Origin of the sequence: Pseudomonas sp. Kh14 (assembly GCF_900291005.1) — a bacterium.
Lineage (GTDB): Bacteria > Pseudomonadota > Gammaproteobacteria > Pseudomonadales > Pseudomonadaceae > Aquipseudomonas > Aquipseudomonas alloputida.
This window is the reverse complement of record NZ_OLKJ01000067.1, coordinates 1-311: the sequence shown is the minus strand read 5'-3', so window position 1 is coordinate 311 and position 311 is coordinate 1. Positions and strand designations below refer to the sequence as shown.

Annotated in this window: 1 protein-coding gene; it reads left to right on the top strand. The window is 57.9% G+C overall.

The features are described from left to right. Positions 1–311: AbrB family transcriptional regulator (locus FQ668_RS27360; RefSeq protein WP_144180760.1), on the top strand; the 311-nt coding region annotated here is incomplete at both ends.

The following is a 311-nucleotide window of genomic DNA, read 5'->3' as shown; positions in this document are numbered from 1 at the left end:
CGCGAGTGTGCGGGGCTCAGATGCGCCTGCATCGGCACATTTTCCGCTTTGGCCAAGGCTGCGTTGGTCTATTGGTAGCTCATTCCGTGCCCTGGTCAGTTCTGATCTCGTTGGCCCACTCATGGCACATCATGCTTCTCGCCACATTGATCACAGTCGTCTTAAGCGCCGTTGTGGGGCTCGGAACAGTTCGATACGGGGGCATTCCTGGTAGCACCGCTGCATGGGGAACAGCACCAGGCGCAGCTTCTGCAATGGTTTCTATGGCCGAAGAATACGGTGCCGATTCACGAGTCGTGGCGACCATGCAG